Raw genomic sequence first — 20,356 nt, forward strand, 5'->3', positions numbered from 1 at the left:
TCAGTGTTCGCGAGGCAGTGATGCAGCGCCAGCCCCGCTGGCGGTGACCCGGCCGGCGGAGTCACTGGCGATGAAGGTCGGGAAGGCGAAAACAGCGAAGCTCCTCGCGAAGTCACCTTCCTTGGAATCGAGCACGGTCGTGGCGATCCCGTCCAGCTGCTCGATGAAATGAGTGGCGTTCTCGCGCTCGCCAGCTATGACGGCGATGGCCTGAGACTGCCGCAATGACTGACTCCGCACGTACTCGATGAAGTGCGGGATCGACGGGCCACACGCTGAGCAGCCGGTGGAGATGAACGCGAACACCGCCTGCTCCTGACCGACTTTCGCAACCGACACCTCGGCCCCGTCAAGGGCGGTAGTCGTGAGATCCGGCAGCGACGAACCAACCGCGAGCCCGGACACGGGAGCCGAATTGACAGGCGCTGACGGGTCCTGTCGGAGCCGACGGATCACCGCTGCGGTCAACGACAGATTGATGAGGGATATCGCCCCGATCAGAACGACGGACGCAACTACGTAGGTCATCGCTTTCCCAACCACTTTTTGGGGTCACAGTGGAGGTGCGCCGACACCCGACCCCGGCGAGGTGTCAAAGAGATCGACTATCTCATCGTAGTAGGTAACCAGTAGCGCAATGACGAATGCGCCCAGGACGCTCATGGCGACACCGCCCACGTGCAGATCGGACAAGTTCCCGTCTGCCTGGAAGACGTGGATGACCAGGCCGGCCCCGGCGATGGTGATCAGGATCAGATTTCGATAGATGTGCCGCTTCCCGAGGTCGCTCGTTGGCCGCCCGAAGCACGCGCACGGGACGCTGATCTTCTGTTTGACCGCAGTCGCGACGCCAAGAGTGAGCACGACGAGCAGGCCGATCGCCGCCACCTGCCCGGCGGCGGCAACCCACGGCACGAGCATCGCCACCGCGATCGTCAGCTCGGCCGCGATCAGTAGCGCCGTGACCACGGTGACGACCGCTCGTCGCGACTGCGGCAACCGCAGCAGGAGCGCGATCGCGGCCTCGGCTTCGGCTCGGGCACGCAGCTTCCCGACCGCCGATACGGCGAACACTCCCACCATGGCCAGATGGAAGGCCAGCCCCAGATAGGTCACCTGCTACTCCTCGACCAGGAGGCGGGTGACCGGGCGACGCCGGAGGGACTGGATCGGTGGGATGGCGGCGAGGGCTGCAGCGACGACGCCGGCGCCGGCCACGGCGAGCGCCATCGGCAGCAACCTGGTCACGCTGGCATCAGCGCCACCGGCCAGCAGTACTGCGAGACCGAGGCCCAGGGCCGCGCCCGGAACCGCCCCGAGTAGACCCAGCAGCACACCCTCGGTGAGAACCAGCCGGGCTATCGATGTGTGCGTCCAACCGGTCGCCTGCAGCGCGGCGAACTCGGAGGCTCTCTCTCGGACGTTCAGAAACACCACGTCGGCAATCGCGACCGTGGCAAGGACCAGCATCGCGACCACGGCGGCCAGATCCGGCCCACGCACCTGAACGGCGATCGCGTCACCGAGCAGGCTGCCGACCAGGACACCCTGGAACGCCCAGGTGATGGCGACCAGCAGCGTCAGCGCCGTCACCGCGACAGCCAACGCCGCGCCGCCCAGCGCGGTACGCCCCGGTGTCCGGCGGATATTGACCATCGCGAGACCGGTGAGTCCGAGGAACAGCCGGGCGCGGCGGCCGGTGGCGACCGCCGGCCGGACAGCCTCCATGGGATCGGCCCGCGACGCCTGCACCGCCGGGATCAGGCCGGCGGCGAGCGATACCAGGATCGCGGCCGGAATGGCGAGCACCGCTCGCGCCCAGGGCACCTCGACACCGACCGGCCCGCCGATCAGCCACGCCCCCGCCGACGCCAGCACGCCTGCGGCAAGCCCGATGACCAGCAGCTCGCCCAACACCACGGCGAACAACGACCGCCGCGGCCAGCCCAGGCAGGCGAGCACGCCAAGCTCGCTGCGTCGGGCGCGCACCGCGGCGGCGGACGAGTTGCCGATGAACAGCGCACAGACCACAAGGACCAGGACGAACAGGATCAGCGACTTGCGCTCCACCGCTTCGCTGATCACCACCCCGACGCCCTTCTTCGACCACCATTCGGTGAGTGACAGGTCGGGTCGGCCGAACTCGCCGGCCGGTAGCGCCACGGTCCGCTTGGTCGGCGACGAGCCGACGGTGATGTCGACGTGCAGGCCGGTCTCCTGCGCGATCCGCTCCGCTACGACCCGCACCCGTTCCCGGGACACCTCGTCGATGCCGGTCACGCCGGCGACCCGCACCCGGACCGCCGCCACCGGCCCCGGCCCGGAAGACCGGTCGAAGCTGCCGTAGAAGGACTCGGCCGAATCCAGGGTGGTCAGCAGCAGCGGCGGCTGCTGCAGATAGCCGGCCGGGTTACTGGACGGCAGCAGCGGCGCTCCGCCCAGCAGCCGCTGCGAGGTCTCATCCGCGCCTTCCAGACCGGGCGACTGGTAGGCGCCCAGTGGCACCTCGGACAGGGCCGAAAAGGTGTCGATCAGCTCCGGATCGAACCGCCCGGTCAACGTGAGCTTGGGGTCGATCACCTGTCGGCCTAGGGCGCGTGCGTGCCGTTGCAGCTCACGAAAACTCCGGTCGTCGGCCGCGACCGGCTCGGTACCGCTCCGACCGCCGAATGGCCCCTGCCACACCTCGCTGGCGACCTCCTGGTCCCGAGGGATCAGCGTGCCGTCGGGCCCGGTGTCCCACTCGACCGGTCCAGCCGTCCAGTAGGTTCCCACCGTGTTGCCGAACGTATGTCCGAGGTCGCGAAGCAGGAACGCGTCAGCAGCACCACCGTCGACCTCAAATGATTTGACCGGGACCCCGGAGGCGCTGGCGGCGAAACTGTCCGCAGCGGTGATGCTCTCCCTCGTCCCGACGAACTGTTCCGCGACGTCGCGCGGCAGTTGCTCGACTTCCACGACCGCCTGCTGATCGACGTAGCTGTCGCTGGCCGCGATCACCGGGATCGTCCGGGTCCAATCGTCGTCCTCGCCGGCCACCGCGGCCCGGCTGTCGGGCAGATAACTCCCGGAGACCATCGCGTCGTCCAGACCGATCAGCTCCGCCTCGGCCGCTGGGTCGATGGCAGCCAGGACGTATGGAATGCGCCAGTCGAGCAGGAACGCCTGGTCGGCGTACCCACGGCTGTCCTCGTTCAAGGAGTAACACTGCACGCTTTCGCTCACCGTCGATTCATACGACGATTCGGCCTGGATGTCGAGCGCCTTGCCGCAGATGTTGACCCGCGCGCCGGACGGAAGGATCTCGTCCAGAAAGCTGCCGAACGGGTTCTCGTCGGAGACCGAGACGATGTCCCGGTGCGCGACCGGATTCGGAGTGAAGTAGACGTAGGCTTCGTCCGGCCCGATCGTGCTCAAGCCACGGTCCATGCGCCAGTTGACGGTGAGCCGGAAGGCCGATCGTTCTCCGTCCGGCACGACATCGGACAGGTCCACTGGGACACGAAGCTCCGGGACGGCCATACCGATGAGGGCGATCGGTGCCGCCACCTCCACGCCGGACAGGCTGCGGATCGTGTCGACCTGTTCCAGGCTGATGCCGCCGGGTGCCTCGGTGAGGAAGTTGGGGCGAACCACCCCGGTCGCCGTCTCCTGGCCGGAAATCGACTCCGCCGGACGGACGAGGATGTCGTACGCGGTGCGGGCGTTCGCCTCCACCGTGCCAATGACGTCGAGTCGTGACGTCTCGGCCGTGCCGGTGAGCACCGTGAAACTGGTGACCGCGACGAACAGCCCAAGGAGCAGGGCAACCGACCGGGTCCACCGGCGGATAACCTGCGACCACACAACCCGCAACATCGCTACCAACCTGTTGTTCGTACAGCCCGAGGACCGTCTTCTCAGGTGGGGCGCCCGGCCGGATATCCAGACCGGCAGGGCACCCCACCTTCTTCAAGTGCATCCAGTCAGATGTGGGTCAGCACTCCGGATCTAGGTAGCAGTCGTACGAGGTGCAGGCATCGTTCATCACCCTGCATCGGTAGCCCGGCGCAATGCAGAACTGGCAGTAGATGTAACCACACGGGCATGGTGCGGCCTGCGCTTCCGCGCGCGGCACCAGCCGCTCCAGCAGGGCTTCGCCGATCTTGTTGAAGATTCGCAATCCCTCGACCCTTCACTCATGGATGGCTTCGTCAGGTCGATGCCATCTGTGGTCCAAGCTCGCGGCAGCTGCGCACCACAGTTTGTCTGGCCGTCAGCCTCGTACGCAACCCTGAATCCGCAACCGGCGGCATCGTGCCCTGGCTCTGCCCGATACCAGACCTACCGGCCGGCAAGACGTGAGCTGCGAAAACATCTCCTGTCCCGGTGGTATCGCAGCTGATGCGGTCAGCGAGACGATATTTGGCTGCCCCATGGTTGCACCGAGAATCAGTCAGACCATGATGGAAGATCTATGAATGTGGTCCACAGTAAACTAAAAGTCAGGCAGCGGGCGCGACGGTGCCGGTGACTTCGCCGAAGCCGATCGTCGTGCCGGCCGGGCCGGGGGCGGTGGCGGTGATGACGACGGTGTCGCCGTCTTCGAGGAAGGTGCGCTCGGACCCGTCGTCCAGTTTGATCGGCTCGGTGCCGCCCCAGGTCAACTCCAGGAACGAGCCGACCTGGTCACGCCGTTCACCGGAGACGGTGCCGGAGGCGTAGAGGTCGCCGGTGCGCAGCGACGCGCCGTTGACGGTCAGGTGCGCCAACTGCTGCGCCGGGGTCCAGTACATGCCGGCGAACGGCGGCTCGCTGACCCGGGTGCCGTTCCACTCGACGACGATCGACAGGTCCAGGCCGCGCCGTGACGACTCGCGCAGATAGTCCAGCACCGGCGGGTCCTGCGACGGGGCCGGCACCCAGGCGTGGTCGAGGGCTTCCAGCGGCACCACCCACGGGCCGACCGAGGTGGCGAACGACTTGCCCAGGAACGGGCCGAGCGGCTGGTACTCCCAGGCCTGGATGTCGCGGGCCGACCAGTCGTTGACCAGGGTCACCCCGAACACGTGGTCGGCGAACCGGTCGGTCGGCACCGGGTCGCCGAGCGCGGTCGGCACCCCGACGACGAAGCCGACCTCGGCTTCGATGTCGAGCCGGCGGGACGGGCCGAAGACCGGGCCGTCGGAGCTGCGCCGCTGGCCGCTGGGGCGCACGATCGGCGTACCAGAGACGACGACGGTGCCGGCCCGGCCGTGGTAGCCGATCGGCAGGTGCCGCCAGTTGGGGGTGAGCAGCGGCTGCCCGGGGCGGAAGATCTGCCCGACGTTGCTGGCGTGCTGCTCGGAGGAGTAGAAGTCGACGTAGTCGCCGACCGCGAACGGCAGCACCAGGTCCACCTCGGACAGCGGGATCAGCAGCGGCTCGACGGTGGACCGGTGTTCGGTCTCGGTGAGCAGCTCGACGATCCGCCGCCGCACCGTCGTCCACTGTGCCCGGCCGAGAGCCAGGAAGGCGTTGAGGGTCGGCTCGCACAGGGCGCCGCCGGCGAGGATCAGGTCGGCATCTTCCGCGCCGCGCAGGTCGAGCACGAAATCGGCGATCCGTACGCCGAGCCGCCGCTCCCCGCCACCGGGCGCGCCGGCCTCACCCCTGCGGCGGAAGGCACCGTACGGCAAGGTCTGCACCCCGTACGGTGAGCCGTCGGCACCGGGCACCCAGCAGGTCGTCACGCGAATCCTCCGTTGATCAGCCCCAGCCGGACCAGGTCGGTCAGCGGGTCGGTGATGCTGCACGACCCGAAACCTACCCAGAGCGGCCGGTCGGCACCGCCGCGCGTGCGGGCCGGCTCGATCAGCCGGGCGGCGTCGGCGGTGGCGAGCAGCTCGGCGACCTCGGCGACCTCGGCGCCCTCGGCGGCGGTGATCGTGGCGGCGAGCACGTTGAGGAAGCCGTGGTGGGTGAAGCCGGTCTCCGGGTCGGTGTCGCGGATGGCGTGGTGCAGGCCGGCGGTCAGTTTGAACGGCAGCGCCCGGTCGCGGCAGGCACAGATGACGGCGGCCAGCTCGACCGGGGTGGGGAACAGCTCGGCGGCCAGCCCGCCGGTGCGGAACTTGGCGGCGACGTCGACGCCGCCGGCCCGCGCCTCGGCGAGGCTGTCCAGGGCGGCGAGCAGCCCCCAGGTGAGCGGCACCTCCGCGTACCCGCTGATCTTGGGCCAGCCGGCCAGGGCGGTGAGCAGCGCGCGCAGGCCGGGCTGCGGGTCCTCGCCGCGTTTGGCGACGGCGACCTCGACCTGCCGGGGCCGGATCCGGTCGGTCGGCAGCGCTTCGACGGCGGCCGGCAGCGCGGCCACGCCGGTGTCGCCGATCAGGCCGATCTCCAGTTCGTCACCCGGCCCGACCAGTCGCCGCGCCGCGTCGATCTCGGACGCGGGCAGCAGGAACGGGCCGACCAGGTCGGTGTACCAGGCGGTGCGGTGGCCGCGGTGCGCGGTGATCGCGTCGGGCAGGTCGGCGTTGCCCGGCGGGAAGACCGCGGCGTCGTCGACGAGGCCGGTGAAGATCCTGGGTACCTGCATTGACACGCCTTCGAACCTAGTGGATTCTACGATTAACGGACAACAGCGTCCGATTATCGGACGCTTTCGCCCGGTCAACGGGGAGATACGGAGGGTAATGATGCCCTACTACCGCAGCGTTGGCGAGATCCCCCGCAAGCGCCACACCCAGTTCCGCCAACCCGACGGCAGCCTGTACGCCGAGGAGCTGATGGGCCAGGAGGGCTTCTCCGCCGACTCGTCCCTGCTCTACCACCGGCACCTGCCGACCGCCATCGTCGCCGCCGAGTCGTACGACCCGCCACCGACGCGCCGGCTGCCGAACCGCCCGCTCACCCCACGCCATCTGCGCACCCACAAGCTGGACACCGGGCACACCGACGCCGTACTCGGCCGGCAACCGCTGCTCGCCAACGACGACGTGCGCATCTCGTACGTCGTCGCCGACCGGCCGTCCCCGCTGTACCGAAACGCCACCGGCGACGAGTGCCTGTACGTCGAGTCCGGTGCCGCCCGCGTCGAGTCCAGCTTCGGGGTGCTCGGCGTCACCTCCGGCGACTACGTGATCATCCCGACGTCGGTGGTGCACCGGATCGTGCCCGTCGACGACGTACCGCTGCGGCTGCTCACCGTCGAAGCGACCGGCCACATCGGACCACCCAAGCGCTACCTGTCGGTGCGCGGCCAGTTCCTGGAGCACTCACCGTACTGCGAACGGGACATCCGCGGGCCGGGCAAACCACTGCTGGTCGACGGCACCGACGTCGAGGTCTACGTCCGGCACCGGCAGGGCTGGACCCGCCACGTGTACGCCCACCACCCGTTCGACGTGGTCGGCTGGGACGGGCACCTCTACCCGTGGGCGTTCAGCATCTACGACTTCGAGCCGATCACCGGCCGGCTGCACCAGCCGCCGCCGGTGCACCAGACCTTCGCCGGCCCCAACTTCGTGATCTGCTCGTTCGTGCCGCGCAAGGTCGACTACCACCCGCAGGCGGTCCCGGTGCCGTACAACCACCACAACGTCGACTCCGACGAGATCCTGTTCTACACCGGTGGCAACTACGAGGCACGGCGCGGCTCCGGCATCGAGCAGGGCTCGATCTCGCTGCACCCGGCCGGGTTCACCCACGGCCCGCAGCCCGGCGCGGTCGAACGGGCGCTCGGCGCCGAGCACTTCGACGAACTCGCCGTGATGGTCGACACCTTCCGTCCGCTGGACCTCTGCGACCCGGCACTGTCCGTCGAGGACACCGGGTACGCCTGGACCTGGGCCGGCAACGCCCGCTGACCGGCCCTACCGCCGACCGCTGGCCTGGCGCAGCACCATGAACTGGGCGACGGCGGCCGCAACGATCGCCGACACCAGCAGCCACGGGGTGGCGATCGCCGCGTAGCAGAAGATCAGCACCGGGGCGGCGGCCGCCGCGTACACCGCCGTCGCCAGCCGGCGGTCCACCAACTGCGACACCACCTCGAGGATCCGGCCACCCGGCACCCGCCGGGCCAGCACCCAGACCAGCACGAACCCGCCGAGTGCGGCGACCACCGCCCAGCCGCGCGACGCCGGGCTGCCGGCCAGGCAGGCCACCGTCACTGCCGCGATCATGCTGTAGCCGGCACCGATCAGCACCAGCCGGCGCAACTCCTCCTCGGCGGTCGGCGGCCCGTCCAGCCGGGGATCCATCGGCGCCGACCCGGGCGGTGCCGGTGCCCACCGGGATGGCCGGGACGGCGAGGGCTGCGGCGGCGGGGGCGGTGCCATCGCGGTGGCCCGTTCGGCGAGCACCGCCAGCTCGGCGGCGTACCGCCGCTGTTCCAGGTGGATCACCCCGACGTCGTGCTGCGCCTCACCGATCAGCGGGTCCAGCCGCAGCGCCTCCCCGTAGGCCCGGTGTGCCAGGTCGAACAGCTCCAGCCGGGCCCCGACCAGCCCCAGCACCAGATGCGCCTGGGCGTCCTGCGGGGCCAGCTCCACCCCCCGCCAGGCCGCGTTGAGCGCCGGCTGGCCGTTGCGCGAGCCGGCCAGGATCGCCGCACCGCTGCGCTGGGCGTACGCGTCGTCCGGATACGTCGCCAGCAGGTCGGTGGCGAGCCGGGCGGCGTCGGCGTACCGCCGCAGGTCGATCAGCGCCAGCCCGCGTACCACCAGCAGGGCGACCCGGTCCGACGGGCCGGGCCGAGCGCCGGCACCTGCACCGGCGGCGTCGGTGTCGGCCGGTGTGGTCGTCGCCCCGTCGGCTGGTGAGGTCGGTGCCGCCTCGGACGGTGTGGCCGTCGCGGCGGCCTCGGCCGACCACGGGTTCGGCACGTCGTCCGCCCACGCGTCGATCGCGGCGAGGGCCTGCTCCGGGCGGTCGGCGGCGAGATGCACCCGGGCCAGCATGATCCGTGCGGCCACGCTGTCCGGGTCGAGGGCCACCGCGAACCCGATCTCACCGGCGGCTTCGTCGTAGCGGCCCAGGTCGGCCAGCAGCCCGGCGCGCTGCAGGTAGCCGTCAACGTCGGTGGGCGGCTCGGGGGAAGACTCGCTCGACACCTGTCGAGCCTATCCGGGCGGTCCGGACGGATAGACGAGCGCGACCGCCAGGCCGGCGAGGCCTTCGCCCCGGCCGGTCAGGCCGAGCCCGTCGGTGGTGGTGCCGGAGACGGTCACCGGTGCGCCGGCGGCGGCGCTGAGCAGCTGCTGCGCCTCGGCCCGCCGGGGACCGATCTTCGGCCGTACGCCGATCACCTGGATCGAGACGTTGCCGATCACGAAGCCGGCGGCGACCACTCGGCGGGCCGCCTCGGCCAGCAGATCGACGCCGGCGGCCCCGGCCCACTGCGGTTCGGCGACGCCGAAGTTGGCGCCGAGGTCACCGAGGCCGGCGGCGGAGAACAGCGCGTCGCAGGCGGCGTGCGCGGCGACGTCGCCGTCGGAGTGCCCGGCCAGCCCGGTCTCGCCCGGCCAGTGCAGGCCGGCGACCCAGCAGGGCCGGTCGGCGGCGAAGGCGTGCACGTCGGTGCCGACACCCACCCGGGGAACGATCATCGCGCTGGCTCGGTCTGCAGGGCGATCATGAAGGCAGGGTACGGGTCGCCGGCTCGGTGGCGAGCAGGTGCTCGGCGATCACCAGATCGAACGGGCGGGTGATCTTGAGTGCCCGCTCCGAACCGGGCACGCAGAGCACCGGTACGCCGATCTTCTCCACCAGACCGGCGTCGTCGGTGTGCGGATCGACGGCGTCGGCGTGTGCGGCGGCCAGCACGTCACGCCGGAACCCCTGCGGGGTCTGCACGGCCCGCAGCGTCGACCGGTCGACGGTGGCCAGGACGGTCTCGTCGGCGTCCACCGACTTGATGGTGTCGACGACCGGGAGCACCGGGATGACGGCGCCGGCGCCGGCCCGGACCGCGGCGGCGACCGAGTCGACCAGGTCGGGTGGAGTCAGGGCGCGGGCCGCGTCGTGCACCAGGACGATCTGTGGGCCGGCGGGAACGGCGGCGAGCGCGGCGGCCACCGAGGCCTGCCGGTGTGCACCGCCCGGCACCACGACCAGCGGCAGCCCGGCCGTGGCGGGGGCGAGCAGGTCGCGGACGGCGTCGACGTCGGCGGGTGGGGCGGCGACCACGATCACCGCGACCGAGGAGGCGGCGGCGAGTCGACGCACCGCGTGCACCAGCAGCGGTACGCCGCCGAGTGGCCGGAGTGCTTTGGGTGCGCCGGGTCCGAGCCGTACCCCGGCACCCGCCGCAGGAACGAGGACCGCGACGTCACCGCGTTGCTGGAAGTGCGCGGTCACGTCGCGGTCCTCGGTGCAGGTGGCAACAGACTATCTATGGGTGGAGAGTTGCCTACGCGTCGGTGAGCACCTTGTCGAGCAAGGTCTCTGCCTCGTCCTTGGTGCTCTTCTCCGCAAGCGCGACCTCACCGACCAGGATGTCCCTGGCCTTGGCGAGCATGCGCTTCTCGCCTGCGGACAGCCCCCGCTCCCGCTCCCGACGCCACAGGTCACGAACGACCTCGGCGACCTTGAGTGGGTTTCCGGATGCCAGCTTCTCGAGGTTGGCCTTGTATCGCCGCGACCAGTTGGTCGGCTCCTCGGTGTGCGGGGCGCGGAGAACATCGAAGACCTTGCCGAGGCCTTCTTCGCCAACCACTTCACGCACGCCGACGATCTCGGCGTTCTCGGCGGGAACTCGCACCGTCAGGTCACCCTGCGCAACCCTGAGGACGAGGTACTGCTTCTCCTCGCCCTTGATGACACGAGTCTCGATTGCCTCGATGAGTGCGGCCCCGTGGTGGGGGTAAACAACGGTCTCGCCGACACTGAAAACCATAGGTTCGAAGCCCCTTTCGCTGTGTCTAGGGTAACACGCTCAGGCACCGATGTCCCGTCACAGTCTGAGCCGTAAGCGCAGGTCAGAGGGGCTGTGAGAGGTCTTTCTCGAGCTTGACACGCAACCGCCAGTAGGTTTTGAGCACGCTAAGTAACAACCAGATCAGCAGTCAGCTAACTGGTTGGACGTGCCAGATGGGACGCGTTTCGGCACTTCCAGCATATCGTCCGGCCGCTTCCCACGCCCCGGCACTGGCGAAACCAGGTTTGTTGCGAGACCCTGATACCTAGACCCCGATCGACCCGGTGGGCGAGCGGCTGGGGGTGCTGTGGGCAGGACAGGCAACAACGGTGATGGGTGGTCGGACGGCGCCGGGGCGCCCGACGACCTGCCCGAGATCCCGCCCGAGTGGGGCCCGATCGTCATCCCGGACGATCCCGGGGCGCTCGCCGAAGAAGCGGCGCAGGTCCGCCGGGAGCTGCACCGCACCCGCCGGCGGGACCACTGGCACCGGCGGTTCGGCATCCACCCCGGCGACACCGGCCGGGCCGGCGGCCGCGGGCACCGGCCACACGAGATCGCCGCCCTCCGGCTGCCGTTGATCATCATGCTGGTGGCCGTTCTCGCCGCAATGATCAGCATGTTCTCCGTCGCCTGGTCCGACCGGCCCCAGCCCACCGCCAGCCCGACACCATCGGCTCCCGCTCCCCTGCCCGACCGCCCGCTGCCCGCGCTCGACCTGATCGACGACTCCGGCGCATCGGTCCCGGTCCGCTCGCTACTGCCGGCGGCGATCCTGCTCGTTGAGGGCTGTGAGTGCGCCGACCAGATCACCGCCGCGGCCGCCGCCGTCCCGGCCGGGGTCTCGGTAATCGCCGTCACCAGCGGCGCCACCTCCCCCGGCACCCTGCCGCCGGCGCTCGCCGACAGCCTCGGCACCCATCTGCTGGCCGACCCGGCCGCCGGGATCCGAAACTTCGTCGACATCCCGGCAACCGTCGGCACCGCCACCGTGCTGCTGGTCACCGAGACCGGCGAGGTCATCCGGCTGGTGCCGCAGGCCGACTCGGTCGAGACGTACCGCGCCGATCTGGCCCTGCTGGTCGGCCCCTGACCCAGCCCGCTGCCGCGCGCGGCGGGTCAGCGGTTGAGCAGCGCGGCGTAGAGCGTCAGGCCCGGACCGAACGCCAGCATCACCACGTGACGCGGCGGCGGTCCCGCCCGCCGCAACCGGTCCAGGATCAGCAGTACGGTCGGCGACGAGCAGTTGCCGTACGCCGCCAACGTCTCCCGGGACGCCGACATCGCCGCGTCGGACAACCCCAGCTCCCGCTGCACCACGTTGAGGATCCGCGGCCCACCCGGGTGCACCGCCCAACCGTCCACCTGCGACACGGCCAGTCCGTGCCGGGCCAGCAGATCACCGACCAGCGCCCGTACGTGCACCGACAATACCTGCGGCACCCGGGGCGACAGACCCATCCGGAAACCGAGGTCGGTCACCTCCCAGGTCATGTGGTCGGCGGTGGAGGCGTCGGTGGCCGACACGACCTCCCGTACGGCGTAACCGCCGGGCGGCGGCGGGCCGCCCGGCCCGTCGGTCGGCGTCAGCACCACCGCCGCCGCCGCGTCGGAGAACAACGCGTGCGCCACGATCTGCTGAGTGTCCACCCGGCGGGCCGGCGGCTGGATGTGCAGGCTGGTCAGCTCGGCGCAGAGCAGCAACGCCGGCCGGCCCCGGGCGGTGACGAAATCGGCGGCCGCGCCCAACCCGGGCAGCGCCGCGTAGCAGCCCATGTGCCCGACGAACAACCGCTGGGTGTCGGCGGCCATGCCGACGTCCCGGGCCAGAATGATGTCCAGGCCGGGCGTGGCGTACCCGGTGCACGAGCAGACCACGAACAGACCGATCTCCCCGGCGGTCAGCCCGGCCTGGGTCAGCGCCCGGTCCACCGCCTCCTTGCCCAGCGGCAACGCCTCGATCTGGTAGCGGCGCATCCGCCGCTCGGTCGGCCAGTCCGCGACGTCCTCCAGCAACGGGCTCACCGCCGCCTGCCGGGTACGTACCCCGGAGTTGGCGAAGATCCGCTCCGCGAGCGCCCGGGTGCCGCCGTCGTACCGAGCCGCGAAGAAGTCCCGCCACAGCTCGTCCTGGCTGGCCGACGGCGGCAACGCCAGCCCGAGCCCGACCACCGCGGCCGACGACCGGCCCGCCACCGGGTCCGGCGACCGGCTCACCACCGGGGTGCCGATCCGTCGCGGTCCGGGTCTCCGCCGATCGTCGCCACACCGAGCCAGTCGGCGCAGACGTCCGACGTCGGCGGATGCAGCGCACCGCAGCGGGCGTCCCGGTAGAGCCGTTCCAGCGGATGCCCCCGGCGGGTCGCCGAGGTCCCGGCCGCCTCCAGCATCGACGACGCCACTGCGGCCGCCGTGCCGCCGGCGACCAGTTTGGCCCGCCACACCCACTGGTTGGTCGCCGGGTCGCCCGGTTCGGCGTCCACTCGACGGGCCGCCTCCCGTACCGTCAGCAGGGCTGCGGCGGCGGCCGCGTCCGCCCGGCCGATCCGGGCCCGGACCGCCGGCAGGTGGGTCAACCCCCGCTCGGTGAGATGCTCCACCGCCGCGTCCACCGCCGCCCGGGCCACCCCGGCGTAGACCGCCGCGTAGCTGGCCACCATCCAGTGCGGCATCAGCTGGGCCACCACCAGGGCCAGCCCTTCCACCCCGCCGAGCAGGGCCTGCGGGCCGACGGTCACGTCCAGGTGCAGGTCGTGCGAGCAGGTGGCCCGCATCCCGAGCGAATCCCAGCTCTGCTCCACCCGCAGGCCGGGCGTATCCGCCGGGACCAGGAACTGCGACACCACCGACTGGTCGTCGGCGTGCCGGGCAGCGACCAGGTACCCGCAGGCGTGACCGGCCCCGGAGCAGAACGCCTTGGCCCCCTTGATCTGGTATCCACCGTCCACCCGGTGGTAGACGGTGGACAACTGGGAGAGCCGGGAGCCGGCGCCCCGCTCGCTCATCGCCACCGCGTACCAGGCGCCGGCGGCCGCGTCGGCGAGCAACTGGTCCCGGGCCGCCAACGCCTCGTCCGGCAGCCCCATCGCCTCGGCGAGGTTGTCGTCGACCGCACCCAGCGCGCCGGTCACCGAGGCGTGCATGTTGAACACCAGCGCGGTGGCGCCGTTGCCCCGGGCCAGCTCGTACGCCACCTCGGCGTAGTCGGCGAAGCCGGCGCCCCGCCCGCCCAGCCGCTGCGGGACCATCAACCCGAACAGCTGCTCCTGCCGCAGGTCGGCGAAGTCCGCCACCGGGAAGGTGCCGGCCCGGTCGTGTTCACCCGCCCGCGCCGCCAACCGTGGCACCACCCGCCGCGCCGCCGCCAGTGCATCCGCAACCATTGCCGCCCCTTCCGCCGTCGACCTGCTCACCTGCTCGTCCGCTCAGCCCGCCTTGACCCCCCTGCCTTGGTAGAGCACCGAGGTGGACCAGGTCGGCACCATCCGCCGCCGGGGTTTCCAGAGTGCCCGGTCGGGAGCCGATCGGTGCAACGGCGCGCGCATCAGCCAATCGATCAGGCTGGAAACGCTCGGTCTCAGGCCGCGCACCGCCAGCCGTACGCCGTGCCGGGCGCACTCGGCGACCAGCCGCTGCGGACGGACGAACAGCGCGGGGTCGTGGATACCGCGGGGCGCGACCGGCAGGCGTTCGCCCAACTCGACCGCGATCAGCCGGCTGGCCAATGTGGCGTTCAGGGTGTCCAGCACCAGCAGCCCGCCGGGCCGCAGCACCCGGCACGCCTCGGCGACCGCCGCCGACAGATCCGGTACGTGCTCCAGCAGCTCCCCGGCGGAGACCACGTCGGCCACCCGGTCGGCCAGCGGCAGCCGGGTCGCGTCACCGCGTACCGGGTCGACACCGTGCCGGGCCGCCAGCCGCAGCGCCGAACCGACCAGGTCGACCCCGACGTGCCGGTAGCCCTTGCCGCGCAGATGGGGGGCGAGCAGACCGGCCCCGCAACCGACGTCGACCAGCACCGCCCCGGGCCGGGCCGCCGGTGGGATCAGCCGGGCCCGCGCCTCGGCGATCCAGTGCAGCATCTCGAACGCGCCCGCCGGCCGCCACCACTCGTCGGCCAGCACGTCGTACTGGCGGGGATCGTTCGGCGGCAGATCCGGCATTGACTGAGCGTGGCATGACCAGCCGGTAACGGCCACACTTGGCGGATATGTCGCGCCGCGTGTCCGCATTGATCAAGGCCAGCCACCCCGAACCGGCGGTCGCGGTCACCACCGTGACCGCCCTGCTGGCCTGGGGCGTCGGTCACCGTCCGGCCGGGATCGTGCTGGTCGCCGCCACCGTCGCGGCCACCCAGCTCGCCGTCGGCTGGACCAACGACTGGCTGGACGCCGGTCGCGACCGGCAGGCCGGACGGGCCGACAAGCCAATCGCGACCGGCGTGGTCAGCCGGCGCACGGTGGGCGTCGCCGGTCTGGCCGCCGCGCTGGCCACCCCGTTGCTGGCCGCGCCGACCGGGCCGGCGGCGACGTTGTGCATCACCGCCGCGCTGCTCAGCGCGCTGGCCTACAACTGGCCGTTGAAGTCCACCGCCGTGTCGGTGCTGCCGTACGCGTTCTCCTTCGGGGCGCTGCCTGCCTTCATCGTGCTGGCCCTGCCGGGCGCGCCCGCGCCACCGGCCTGGCTGGTCACCGCCGCCGGGCTGCTCGGCGGCGGCGCGCACTTCGCCAACGTACTGCCGGATCTGGCCGACGACGCCCGCACCGGCGTGCGGGGCCTGCCGCACCGGCTCGGGGCCACCGGTTCGGGGGTCGCGGCGGCCGGGTTGCTCTTCGCCGCCACCGTGACGCTGGTCGTCGGCCCGCCCGGGCCGCCGTCGTGGGCCGGCCTCGCTGCGGTCGCCGGCACCGCGGTCATTCTGCCGACCGGCTGGTACGCGGCCCGGCGGGCCGCCCGGCGGGCCGGCCGGTCGGACGGCGTCTTCCGGGCGGTGCTGGTGGTCGCCGTGATCGACGTGGTGCTGCTGGTGGCCAGCGGCCCGGTCGGGTGAGCGCCGCCGGGCCGGCCCGGTCAGGTGAGCGCCGCCGGTCACGGATTATCGGGTCCGTGGCGGGGCGCGGATCACCGCCAACTACCCTGGAGCCGGCCTGCGCGGGGCTCGTCGCCGCGCCGTGACAAGGAGGACCGACGTGACGCCCTCGACCAGGGGACACCGCCGAGTCGCGGTGCTGTTCGCCGGCGCTGCCGTGGCCAGCGGCCTGCTGCTCAGCGGCTGCGGTGCCGGCCAGCTCGCGGAGACCGCGACCAAGGCGACGGCGATCAACGGAGTCAACCTCGAGTCGCCGGACGGCGCGGTGTCGGTACGCGACCTCTCGGTGCCCTACCCCGGAGTGGAGGGCTACCCGGCCGGCGGCAGCGCGCCGGTCGAGGTCGGGCTGTTCAACAACACCAACGACCCGGTCACGGTACGGATCAGCGCCGCCCCGGTCACCGACGATGACTGGGCGACGGTGGTCGGGGCCGAGACGGTGGTGATCGGCGGCTCCGAACAGACCAGCGGGCCGACCCCGTCGCCGGAGCCCGGCACCGTCGAAGTGCCGCAGCCGGACCCGGGCCGGGACGCGATCGTCCAACTGCCGGCCAACGGGTGGGCGCTGTTCAGCACCGACGACACCCAACCGCTGCGGGTGACCGGGCTGGCCGGCCCACTCGCCGCCGGGTACTCGGTGAATCTGGCCTTCGAGTTCAGCACCGGCGGCGCGCCGCTGGTGGTCGCCGCGCCGGTGGACATGCCGCTCACCCCGGCCCCCCGCGCGCCCGCCGAGCACGACGAGGAAGAGCACTGAGCTCGCGGTCGATCCCCCGGGGCGCCGGCGGCACCGGAGCGGGGCGCGGTGGCGCCGCGCCGCGCAGCCGGGCCGCGTCGCGTGAGCCCCGGCCCGCGTACGAATGCGACGCGTGCGGGCACCAGCCGCCCAAATGGGTGGGCCGGTGCCCGGAATGCGGTGAATGGGGATCGGTGATCGAATCGGTGGTGAGCGGCCCGGTGGTCTCCGGCCGGGTGGTCAGCACCCGGATGCCGACCGAACCGGCCCGGCCGATCGCCACCATCAGCGCCGCACCCGCCAAGGCCCGGCCGACCGGCGTCGGCGAGCTCGACCGGGTGCTCGGCGGCGGCCTGGTGCCCGGCGCGGTAGTACTGCTGGCCGGTGAGCCCGGGGTCGGCAAGTCGACCCTGCTGCTCGACGTCGCCCAACAGTGGGCCGCCGGTGCCGGAAGTCCGTCACTGGTGGTCAGCGGCGAGGAGTCGACCAGCCAGGTACGGCTGCGCGCCGAGCGGATCGGCGCACTGCACGAACGGCTCTACCTGGCGGCGGAGAGCGACCTCGGGGTGGTCCTCGGTCACCTCGACGCGGTCCGGCCGGGTCTGCTGGTGCTCGACTCGGTGCAGACCATCTCGATGCCCGGCTCGGACGGTATCCCCGGCGGCGTCACCCAGGTCCGGGCGGTCACCGCCGCGCTGGTCGCGGCGGCCAAGGAACGCAACATCGCCACCGTGCTGGTCGGCCACGTCACCAAGGACGGCCAGGTCGCCGGCCCCCGGGTGCTGGAGCACCTGGTCGACGTGGTGCTGCACTTCGAAGGCGACAAGCACTCGTCGCTGCGGATGGTACGCGGCATGAAGAACCGGTTCGGTGCGGCCGACGAGGTCGGCTGCTTCGAGATGCACGAAGGCGGCATCAGCAGCCTGCCCGACCCGTCCGGGCTGTTCCTCACCCGCTACACCGAACCGGTCCCCGGCACCTGCGCCACGGTGGCGATGGAGGGCCGGCGGGCCCTGGTCACCGAGGTCCAGGCGCTGATCGGGGCGACCGTCGCCGGCTCGCCCCGGCGTACCGTGTCCGGGCTCGACGGTGCCCGACTGGCGATGGTGCTGGCGGTGCTGCAACGGCGTACCGAACGGCTCACCCTGCACGACCGGGAGGTGTTCGCAGCGACGGTCGGCGGCATCCGGGTGGTGGAGCCGGCCGCCGACCTCGCGGTGGCGCTGGCGGTCGCCTCCGGCGGGCTCAACCTGGCCGTCTCCCCGCAGCTGGTGGCGATCGGCGAGGTCGGGCTCACCGGTGAGGTGCGCCGGGTCGGCGCGGTCGCCCGGCGGCTGGCCGAGGCTGCCCGGCTCGGCTTCCGGTACGCGCTGGTACCGCCCGGTACGGCCGGTTCCGGCAGCGACCCGCTGCCGCCGAACATGCAGGTCAGCGAGGTCAACGACGTACGGGCGGCATTGCAGGCCGCAGCGCGCGCCTCAGCCGGCTGATCCGGTACGACAGTAACCGCGGGAGCACCCACCGCACGGCGGTCCGTAGACTGTTGCCCGTGGCGATCGACCGCGATGCGAACAAGACTGCCAACGCCGGCCCCGGTGCCGGCGCGGCCGGCCGGGTCGGTGCCGTCGGTACGCCGGCGCGCACCGGTGCCGTCGGCACCCCGGCACGCACCATCAGCGCCGGCACCTCGGCGCTGACCAGCCCGGCGGCCACCGGAGATCCGCTGCGGGCCAACCTGGCGCTGATGGCGCCCGGTACCGCCCTGCGTGACGGGCTGGAACGGATCCTGCGCGGCCGGACCGGCGCGCTGATCGTGCTCGGCCACGACAAGCAGGTCGATTCGCTGTGCACCGGGGGCTTCCCGCTCGACGTCGAGTTCTCCTCCACCCGCGTCCGCGAGCTGTGCAAGATGGACGGCGCGGTGGTGCTGTCCAGCGACGGCACCCGGATCGTCCGGGCCGCCGTGCATCTGATGCCGGACCCGTCCATTCCAACCGACGAGTCGGGCACCCGGCACCGCACCGCAGAACGGGTCGCCCGACAGACCGGCTACCCGGTGATCTCGGTCAGCCAGTCGATGCGGATCATCAGCCTCTACGTCAACGGTCAGCGGCATGTGCTGGACGACTCGGCCGCCATCCTGTCCCGGGCCAACCAGGCGTTGGCCACCCTGGAGCGGTACAAGCTGCGGCTGGACGAGGTGTCCGGCACACTCTCCGCCCTGGAGATCGAGGATCTGGTCACCGTCCGCGACGCGGTCGCGGTGGTGCAGCGGCTGGAGATGGTCCGACGGATCGCCGACGAAATCGCCGGGTACGTCGTCGAGCTGGGCACCGACGGCCGGCTGTTGGCGCTGCAGCTCGACGAGCTGATGGCCGGCGTGGACGCCGACCGGACCCTGGTGATCCGCGACTACCTGCCCACCGTACGCAAGGCGCGAACCCTGGACGAGGCCCTGGTCGAGCTGGATCTGCTGACCGCCACCGAGCTGATCGACCTGGTCGCCGTGGCCAAGGCGATCGGGTACGCCGCCTCCACCGAGGCGCTCGACGCGGCGGTCAGCCCGCGCGGTTTCCGGCTGCTGGCGAAGGTGCCCCGGCTGCCGGTGTCGGTGGTGGACCGGCTGGTCAACCACTTCGGCAGTCTGCAACGGCTGCTCGGGGCGACAGTGGAGGACCTGCAGGCCGTCGACGGCGTCGGCGACGCCCGGGCACGCAGCGTACGGGAAGGTCTGTCCCGGCTGGCCGAAGCGTCGATCCTGGAGCGCTACGTCTGACGCGCCACGTCTGAAGCGCCACGTCCAGGCCGTGCCGGAATCGGCGTAACTGCGCGAGGGACGTACCCGGGCGTCAGCCGGTGATGGTGATCACAAACGGCTCGCTGACCTTCGAGCCGAGTCGGGCGAATAGCTGATACTCGCCGGCAGCCGGATGCTCACCGGCCGCGACGTTGTTGGCGCACTCGCTCGCCGCCCTACCGTTCCAGGCCACCTGGTAGTCGCGGGCGGCGCCGGGCCCGAAGGCGCGCACGTCGGTGCCCCGGGCAGCTCCGCAGGTGTCCGACGACCAGATCAGCTCCGCGCCCCGCTTGAGGTACAGCTCCTGCGGGTCGGCGCCCACATCCCGGTCGCAGGTACGGCTGGACACGTTCTGCACCCGCAACCGCAAGGCCAGGGTGACGCCCTTCTGGGCGGTGGCCTGCGAGGCTGCCGCAGTCAGCAGGATCTCGTCGTCGGTGCAGGTGCCGGCGGCCGGACCGGCCGGGCCGCCAGGGAGGTTCTGGTCGCCGACGCCGGGCTGCCCGCCGCCGGTCGTGCCGTCGTCGCCCGAACCACCGCCGGTGCTGCCACCACCTGCGTCGCCAGCGTCGCCGTTGCCGACGGTGTCGGGGTCGTCGCCGTCGTTGGTGTCACCATCCGCCGGCTGCGGGGACGAGGTGGTCGGGGTGAGCAGCTCACCGGACGGGGTCGGGGTGGGATCGGCCTGCGACCGGCCAGTCTGGTCGGAGCCGATGCACGAGTAGGCCACGATGAACAGCAGGAGCAGCAGCGCTCCGAGCACGACGGCACGTCGCCGCCAGTAGATGGCGGGTGGCAGCGGGCCAACCGTCAGTCGCATGATGGCACACCGTATCGGCAAGACCGGACCGA

Annotated in this window: 20 protein-coding genes; 6 read left to right on the forward strand and 14 right to left on the reverse strand. The window is 71.7% G+C overall.

Annotated features, from left to right (window positions below; translation table 11 throughout):
• From ACFHWU_RS07145 to ACFHWU_RS07170, 6 genes are all read right to left on the reverse strand, one after another.
• The gene (locus ACFHWU_RS07145; RefSeq protein WP_416590141.1) at window positions 1-528 is read right to left on the reverse strand and encodes a TlpA family protein disulfide reductase; all 528 of its coding nucleotides are present in this window, start codon (window positions 526-528) and stop codon (window positions 1-3) included.
• Between the two features lie 24 nt (window positions 529-552).
• A complete protein-coding gene (locus tag ACFHWU_RS07150) occupies window positions 553-1,116 on the reverse strand; it encodes a MauE/DoxX family redox-associated membrane protein (RefSeq protein WP_416590142.1) in 564 nt (187 codons plus the stop codon).
• A gap of 3 nt (window positions 1,117-1,119) precedes the next feature.
• Entirely contained in the window at window positions 1,120-3,858 is a 2,739-nt protein-coding gene (locus ACFHWU_RS07155) for an FtsX-like permease family protein (RefSeq protein WP_416590143.1), read from the reverse strand.
• A 118-nt stretch (window positions 3,859-3,976) separates the two neighbouring features.
• Window positions 3,977-4,162 carry a hypothetical protein gene (locus ACFHWU_RS07160; RefSeq protein WP_416590144.1) on the reverse strand — a complete coding sequence of 62 codons (186 nt, stop codon included), beginning with the start codon at window positions 4,160-4,162 and terminating at the stop codon, window positions 3,977-3,979.
• A gap of 322 nt (window positions 4,163-4,484) precedes the next feature.
• The gene (fahA, locus tag ACFHWU_RS07165; RefSeq protein ID WP_416590145.1) at window positions 4,485-5,711 is read right to left on the reverse strand and encodes a fumarylacetoacetase; all 1,227 of its coding nucleotides are present in this window, start codon (window positions 5,709-5,711) and stop codon (window positions 4,485-4,487) included.
• Complete coding sequence (locus tag ACFHWU_RS07170; protein ID WP_416552010.1) at window positions 5,708-6,565, reverse strand: hypothetical protein; 858 nt, start codon at window positions 6,563-6,565, stop codon at window positions 5,708-5,710. The genes fahA and ACFHWU_RS07170 overlap by 4 nt, the downstream gene beginning before the upstream one ends.
• A gap of 94 nt (window positions 6,566-6,659) precedes the next feature.
• Between ACFHWU_RS07170 and ACFHWU_RS07175 the strand changes: the two genes are divergently transcribed.
• Complete coding sequence (locus ACFHWU_RS07175) at window positions 6,660-7,829, forward strand: homogentisate 1,2-dioxygenase (RefSeq protein WP_416590191.1); 1,170 nt, start codon at window positions 6,660-6,662, stop codon at window positions 7,827-7,829.
• Window positions 7,830-7,835: 6 nt separating this feature from the next.
• Here the strand turns inward: ACFHWU_RS07175 and ACFHWU_RS07180 are convergent, their stop codons facing one another.
• From ACFHWU_RS07180 to ACFHWU_RS07195, 4 genes are read right to left on the reverse strand one after another with little or no spacing between them, the layout of a single operon-like run.
• Window positions 7,836-9,077, reverse strand: coding sequence for a tetratricopeptide repeat protein (locus ACFHWU_RS07180; RefSeq protein WP_416590146.1), 1,242 nt, complete (start codon window positions 9,075-9,077; stop codon window positions 7,836-7,838).
• A gap of 9 nt (window positions 9,078-9,086) precedes the next feature.
• Window positions 9,087-9,572, reverse strand: a complete 486-nt coding sequence (gene ispF / locus ACFHWU_RS07185) for a 2-C-methyl-D-erythritol 2,4-cyclodiphosphate synthase (RefSeq protein ID WP_123603802.1) — start codon at window positions 9,570-9,572, stop codon at window positions 9,087-9,089.
• Between the two features lie 25 nt (window positions 9,573-9,597).
• Window positions 9,598-10,323, reverse strand: a complete 726-nt coding sequence (ispD, locus tag ACFHWU_RS07190) for a 2-C-methyl-D-erythritol 4-phosphate cytidylyltransferase (protein ID WP_416590147.1) — start codon at window positions 10,321-10,323, stop codon at window positions 9,598-9,600.
• A gap of 52 nt (window positions 10,324-10,375) precedes the next feature.
• Complete coding sequence (locus tag ACFHWU_RS07195) at window positions 10,376-10,861, reverse strand: CarD family transcriptional regulator (RefSeq protein WP_123603804.1); 486 nt, start codon at window positions 10,859-10,861, stop codon at window positions 10,376-10,378.
• A 328-nt stretch (window positions 10,862-11,189) separates the two neighbouring features.
• Between ACFHWU_RS07195 and ACFHWU_RS07200 the strand changes: the two genes are divergently transcribed.
• Complete coding sequence (locus ACFHWU_RS07200; protein ID WP_416590148.1) at window positions 11,190-11,975, forward strand: hypothetical protein; 786 nt, start codon at window positions 11,190-11,192, stop codon at window positions 11,973-11,975.
• A gap of 26 nt (window positions 11,976-12,001) precedes the next feature.
• Here the strand turns inward: ACFHWU_RS07200 and ACFHWU_RS07205 are convergent, their stop codons facing one another.
• Genes ACFHWU_RS07205 through ACFHWU_RS07215 form a run of 3 tightly spaced genes read right to left on the reverse strand, consistent with a single transcriptional unit; the run spans window position 12,002 to window position 15,045 of the window.
• On the reverse strand, window positions 12,002-13,099 hold the full coding sequence (locus tag ACFHWU_RS07205; protein WP_416567937.1) for a type III polyketide synthase: 1,098 nt from the start codon (window positions 13,097-13,099) through the stop codon (window positions 12,002-12,004).
• Window positions 13,096-14,265, reverse strand: coding sequence for an acyl-CoA dehydrogenase family protein (locus ACFHWU_RS07210; RefSeq protein ID WP_416590149.1), 1,170 nt, complete (start codon window positions 14,263-14,265; stop codon window positions 13,096-13,098). The genes ACFHWU_RS07205 and ACFHWU_RS07210 overlap by 4 nt, the downstream gene beginning before the upstream one ends.
• A 42-nt stretch (window positions 14,266-14,307) precedes the next feature.
• Window positions 14,308-15,045 (reverse strand): methyltransferase domain-containing protein, encoded by a 738-nt coding sequence (locus tag ACFHWU_RS07215; RefSeq protein ID WP_416552016.1) that lies wholly within the window; start codon window positions 15,043-15,045, stop codon window positions 14,308-14,310.
• Window positions 15,046-15,092: 47 nt separating this feature from the next.
• Here ACFHWU_RS07215 and ACFHWU_RS07220 point away from each other — a divergent pair, with 47 nt between their 5' ends.
• From ACFHWU_RS07220 to disA, 4 genes are all read left to right on the forward strand, one after another.
• Window positions 15,093-15,932, forward strand: a complete 840-nt coding sequence (locus tag ACFHWU_RS07220) for a UbiA family prenyltransferase (RefSeq protein ID WP_416552017.1) — start codon at window positions 15,093-15,095, stop codon at window positions 15,930-15,932.
• Between the two features lie 139 nt (window positions 15,933-16,071).
• Window positions 16,072-16,728 (forward strand): hypothetical protein, encoded by a 657-nt coding sequence (locus tag ACFHWU_RS07225; protein ID WP_416552018.1) that lies wholly within the window; start codon window positions 16,072-16,074, stop codon window positions 16,726-16,728.
• A gap of 11 nt (window positions 16,729-16,739) precedes the next feature.
• Window positions 16,740-18,197: a DNA repair protein RadA gene (radA, locus tag ACFHWU_RS07230; RefSeq protein ID WP_416552095.1), complete on the forward strand. Its 1,458-nt coding sequence runs from the start codon at window positions 16,740-16,742 to the stop codon at window positions 18,195-18,197.
• Between the two features lie 59 nt (window positions 18,198-18,256).
• The gene (gene disA, locus ACFHWU_RS07235) at window positions 18,257-19,483 is read left to right on the forward strand and encodes a DNA integrity scanning diadenylate cyclase DisA (RefSeq protein WP_416552019.1); all 1,227 of its coding nucleotides are present in this window, start codon (window positions 18,257-18,259) and stop codon (window positions 19,481-19,483) included.
• 73 nt (window positions 19,484-19,556) lie between these two features.
• Here the strand turns inward: disA and ACFHWU_RS07240 are convergent, their stop codons facing one another.
• Complete coding sequence (locus tag ACFHWU_RS07240) at window positions 19,557-20,324, reverse strand: hypothetical protein (protein WP_416552020.1); 768 nt, start codon at window positions 20,322-20,324, stop codon at window positions 19,557-19,559.
• Window positions 20,325-20,356 lie beyond the last annotated feature (32 nt).

The sequence above is a fragment of the Micromonospora sp. LOL_015 genome, assembly GCF_048060275.1.
Taxonomy (GTDB): Bacteria; Actinomycetota; Actinomycetes; order Mycobacteriales; family Micromonosporaceae; genus Micromonospora_E.